The organism is Comamonas testosteroni (assembly GCF_000761245.1).
GTDB lineage: Bacteria > Pseudomonadota > Gammaproteobacteria > Burkholderiales > Burkholderiaceae_C > Comamonas > Comamonas testosteroni_C.
In genome coordinates this window covers 1-4707 of sequence record NZ_AWOR01000090.1, presented here as the reverse complement: position 1 = coordinate 4707, position 4707 = coordinate 1, and the positions used below count along the sequence as shown (strand labels likewise).

General features: G+C 57.0%; 3 protein-coding genes and 3 pseudogenes. 2 read left to right on the top strand and 4 right to left on the bottom strand.

Translation table 11 applies throughout. From position 1 onward, the window contains the following. Positions 1-5: 5 nt before the first annotated feature. Positions 6-116: pseudogene (locus P353_RS28635) on the bottom strand (DUF3330 domain-containing protein); the annotation flags it as partial. 9 nt (positions 117-125) lie between these two features. Between P353_RS28635 and P353_RS25285 the strand changes: the two are divergent. Next, positions 126-827, top strand: a pseudogene (locus tag P353_RS25285) (ArsB/NhaD family transporter); the annotation flags it as partial. A gap of 873 nt (positions 828-1700) precedes the next feature. Here the strand turns inward: P353_RS25285 and P353_RS25280 are convergent. From P353_RS25280 to antR, 3 genes are all read right to left on the bottom strand, one after another. Next, the gene (locus P353_RS25280; RefSeq protein WP_157839652.1) at positions 1701-3569 is read right to left on the bottom strand and encodes a heavy metal translocating P-type ATPase; all 1869 of its coding nucleotides are present in this window, start codon (positions 3567-3569) and stop codon (positions 1701-1703) included. A 74-nt stretch (positions 3570-3643) separates the two neighbouring features. Further along, entirely contained in the window at positions 3644-3829 is a 186-nt protein-coding gene (locus P353_RS25275) for a hypothetical protein (protein WP_034375794.1), read from the bottom strand. A 41-nt stretch (positions 3830-3870) separates the two neighbouring features. After that, positions 3871-4245, bottom strand: a complete 375-nt coding sequence (antR, locus tag P353_RS25270; RefSeq protein WP_034375793.1) for an antimonite-responsive transcriptional repressor AntR — start codon at positions 4243-4245, stop codon at positions 3871-3873. Positions 4246-4429: 184 nt separating this feature from the next. Between antR and P353_RS25265 the strand changes: the two are divergent. Continuing rightward, positions 4430-4707, top strand: a pseudogene (locus tag P353_RS25265) (MerR family DNA-binding protein); the annotation flags it as partial.

Sequence of the window (4707 nt, the reverse complement as noted above, 5' to 3'; positions counted from 1 at the left end):
ATGCTTCAATCTGACAAATGCGGACCGCCGGCGACGGGAGCAGCGTCGGGTTCGGTCGCGGCCTTGGCGCGTGCCCGGAAGCGTTCATAGCAATCCAGCCCGCAGAAGTGCTCGAGATGTTGATGTGGTTCTTTCGCCGCGACATCCCGAAAGACTACGATGTTATGCAACTAAAAAACCCGCGTGAGGCGATTCTTGACAGCGCAACTTTCAAGGCCGGTTGGTGGGTATTGGCGCTGCTGCTGGTTGGCTTTTTCGGGCTGGGACATGTCGGCGTGCCGATCAGCGCTGTAGCGTCGGCCGGAGCGCTGATTCTACTGGGTGTGGCGGCGCGCGGCCATGTGATCTCCACCCGCAAGGTGCTCAAAGAATCGCCTTGGCAGATTGTGATTTTTTCACTTGGCATGTACCTGGTGGTCTACGGCCTGCGCAATCAGGGTCTCACTGATCACATCGCCGGGCTGCTCGATTATTTCGCACAAGGCGGCGTATGGGGCGCCGCTTTCGGGACGGGCATGCTCACCGCGCTGCTCTCGTCGGTGATGAACAACATGCCTACGGTGCTGGTGGGAGCGCTCTCCATTGATGCCACGAGTGCAACCGGTGTGGTCAAGGACGCGATGATCTACGCCAATGTAATCGGCAGTGACCTCGGGCCGAAGATCACCCCCATCGGATCGCTGGCCACCCTGCTCTGGCTGCATGTGCTGGCGCGCAAGGGCATGACGATCACTTGGGGTTATTACTTCAAGGTGGGTGTTGCACTGACTGTCCCTGTACTGGCAGTGACACTAGCAGCGCTTGCACTACGCCTGAGTCTCACGTGATGCGTGTGGTGCTCTGTTCGAAGACATGCAGTATTGATCCGTCCTTGCCATAGGCTCGGAAAATTGCATCTGTAGCACTCAGCAAGAGGGAGCTGACTCCTTTTTTGTTTATCCTATTTTTCCTCAGTTGAAACATCAAAAATGGCGAAAAACTGAGGCATGATAATGGTTTAGCACCATTTTGGAGGATCACCCAATGGTTGAAGAAAAATCTGCACAAACGGCTCTTGTAAAAGCGATCCAGGGAGCTATGGCAGAGCAGCCACAGCCAAACCTGGAGCGATGCAACCTGTGTGCCAGAGCGGTCGCTTTGATTTACAACTGGTGGAGTTGGTACGCACGACTGGCGCATCCGGCCACGCGGTTGAAGGCAATTACCCCATGACCTTTGTTGCTTGCTGGGGTGGCGCGCTTGACTGAGCATTCTACGCGCTTGACTGAGCATTCTAGTAAATCAAGACTTTTGCTCACTTTGAGCCATGCTGCGAGCGATCTGATCAAGTCCATGGTGGCCAATGTTCGCAAAGGTTAGACACTATTCTTGCAACCGCACCACAGTTGACCAAACGAGAGCGGTGGACGGATTTGATACGCTACATCGTGGAAACAATCATCGCCACCAAACCAAAAAACCACATTCAACCAGCGCTGATGCGGTCAAATAGCCCCTAACCGCTCGGCCTCGCAAGGGGCTAACTGAGGAAATTAGGTTCATGCGGTTGAATTTCTTATCCATTTATCCTTCGTACCACGATGTCTCCGTTCTCAGCCATGGGCTGTTCGCGGACCGCAACCAGATCGCGTTCTTTGATTCCGGCTCTTTAATCGGGCTTGCAGACTACCGGCAAACCAGACCCCTCCGGAAGAGAGATGTTACGAAAGTCGGCCCCGGAGCTTTTCTGGCCCGGGGACCTTGGCCCAGAGCAGCAACATGGAGCTGAGGACCACGGTGACGCAGCCGGCTTCCTGGAAAATGACGGCCATAACGGGCGTCAGGTGTCCAAGCATCGCCAGTGTCAGCCCGATAACGTTATAGATGATGGCAAAAAAAATATTGAGCTTTATTCGCCGCAGCACCTTCCGGGACATCTGCACGAATTCGACCAGCCGTGAGAGGTTGCCATCCATTAGTGTTACATCAGCCGCCTCAATGGCGACGTCCGCGCCGGTCCCTCCCATCACGATGCCGACATCAGCAAGCGCCAGGGCAGGCGCGTCGTTGATGCCGTCACCGACCATGGCGACGATCCGCCCGTTGTTTTGCATCTCTTTGACGGCCGCCTGCTTATCCTCCGGCAGAAGATCGGCCCGGAATTCATCCACGCCGATCTGGGACGCTACGGCCTGCGCAATTTTGGCGTTATCGCCGGTCAACATGGTGATTTTGCCCACGCCCAGAGATTTCAGCGCGGCAATCGCATCCACTGTCTCGGCCCTGACTTCATCCGCGATGGCCAGAAGTCCGATGGCTTCGCGGTTTCGCGCGACCAGGATCGCCGTCCTTCCGAGGTTGGATTGGTCCGCCACGGCCCGCTCAATCCGGGCGGGAATGACGATTCCCTGTTCCCTCAGAAAAACATCCCTTCCCACCACGATCTGCTGCCCGGCATAAGACGACACAACACCCTTGCCGATCTCGATTCTGAACTCATCGGGGTCCGGAATCTCAAGCGCTTTTTCACCGGCAAGCGCCATGACCGCTTTTGCCAAAGGATGCTCTGAGTACTTTTCAGCGATGGCGGCCAGCCTAAGCACCTCGTCTTTCGGCACGCCATCGCCGCTGATTACCTCCAGGACTTTCGGGCGGCCCAGGGTGAGGGTGCCGGTTTTGTCAACTACCAGGGAGTCGATCCTGCCTGCGATCTCGAAGAAAATGCCCCCCTTGATGAGTACGGCTCGTCGGGCCATGTTGGCAATGCCGGCGGCCACGGCCGAGGGTGTCGCGATGGCGAAGGCGCATGGGCATGCCACGAGCAGAATGGCGACGGCCACCTTCACATCACCCGAAGTCAGATACCCGATAACCGCCAGGACGAGGACTGTAGGGAGGAACCACACGGTGAAGCGGTCAGCAACCCCCTGGATGGGCGCTTTGGACTCCTGCGCCTCCTCGACCAGGTGAACGATTCTGGCAAGGGTGGTATCCGCGCCGATCTTGGTTGTTCGAATTTCAAGGCGGCCATCCTCATTCAGGGTGCCGGCGAACACCTTGTGGCCCCTGACCTTTTCCACCGGCATGGATTCACCGGTAATGGGGGCTTGATTGACGGCGGCGGCACCCGCGGTCACCACGCCGTCCACCGGAATGCGCTCACCCGGCCGTACGATCACGATATCTCCGTACTGAAGCTCGGCCACGGCAACGGGGACTTCCTCATCGCCGCGCCGCACGTTTGCCATTGGCGGGGTGAGATCTAGCAGGCCGCGGATACTCCGGCGCGTACTGTCAAGCGTGTAAGACTCCAAAGCCCCGACCACGGCCATAATCAGAATGATTACCGCAGCAGGCAAGAACTCCCCGGCAGCTATCGAGACAAAAATCGCCAACGTTACGAAGACGTTGACCGTGATTCTTCGATTTGCGACGTCCCGGAAGCCTGCCCAAAACCGCTGCCATCCGCCGAAAAAGGTTGCGACCAGGGCAAGTCCCGCAGCCAGAGTTCCCGGCCCGATCTGCCAGGGACCCAAGAGCAGCCAAGGCCCGACCTGCCAGCGGCCCAGGAGCCAAGAGGCCAGTGTCAACGCTCCAACTATTACCGGGACAAGCGCAAAGATCAGTATTTCTTGCAAGTTTCGCGAATTATTTGGTCGAGCCATCATGCCTTCCCGTTGTCCTTTGCCGGATTCTCCGGCACATCCTTCCGCTGGTTTTTGCTGTCCTGATTCTCGACAGGGCAGCCGCACCCAGGGCCGCAACCGCTGCTCGCTTTGTTCATGGACTCCTTGAGTATGGCCCAAAGCCCCTTCTTGCCTGATTTTACTTCGCTGTTTTTCTTTTCCATGATGAGTCCTCGTTGAGTTCCTTTTTGCCAAGTTCTTTTCGTTATCCGCCAGCTTGCTGTTCAGCCTCCTCGATAAGGCATAGCCCAAGTTCGAGCATTCTCAGCACGCACGGGTCCACGATGCGGTAGTGAATGTTGTTTCCGCACCGAGCGGCCCTGAGGATGCGTCGGTCGGCAAGGCGTTGTAACTGATTGGAAACAGCCTGGGGTTTCATCCCCACGGCGGCTGCCAGATCTGTCACGCATAACCCTCCCGACCGTGCCAAGGCGTGAAGCAAACGCAGCCGCGTGTCGTTGGCCAGAACCTTGAACAACACCACGACTTCCCCGGCTTCCGCAGAAGTGATCAGATCCCGATCCTGCAGGGATGGCTTGAGGGAACAAGCAGGTAGTTCATTTCTCTTTTCTAAAGCCATCAGGTCTCCTTGATCAATTAAGATTACATGATATTGTGTAATCGTGGAATTTACAACCACATTTTTCGGGCACTCAGGAGCAAGCTACCAATTGGCTTCGAACGGGCTCAGAGCGTCTTTGTCTTTGACTCCGTTTAGTCTTTTCAACATCTGCCGCTGTTTCCGCCAGTCCAGGACGGCGGTGGGCATATTGCCAGAGCCGGACAAGCCCTATGGCAGCACCCACCGCTATGGCGAGGCGGATGTGACGCGGGTGCGGTTCGTGAAATCAGCCCAGCGGCTGGGTTTTTTAGCCTAGATGAAATCGCTGAGCTATTGCGCCTGGATGATGGAACTCATTGCGAGGAAGCCAGCAGCCTGGCCGAGCACAAGCTCCAGGACGTGCGCGCCAAGCTGGCCGACCTGGCGCGCATGGAGGTCGTGCTGTCCCAACTCGTGTGCGCCTGCCATGCACGCCAGGGA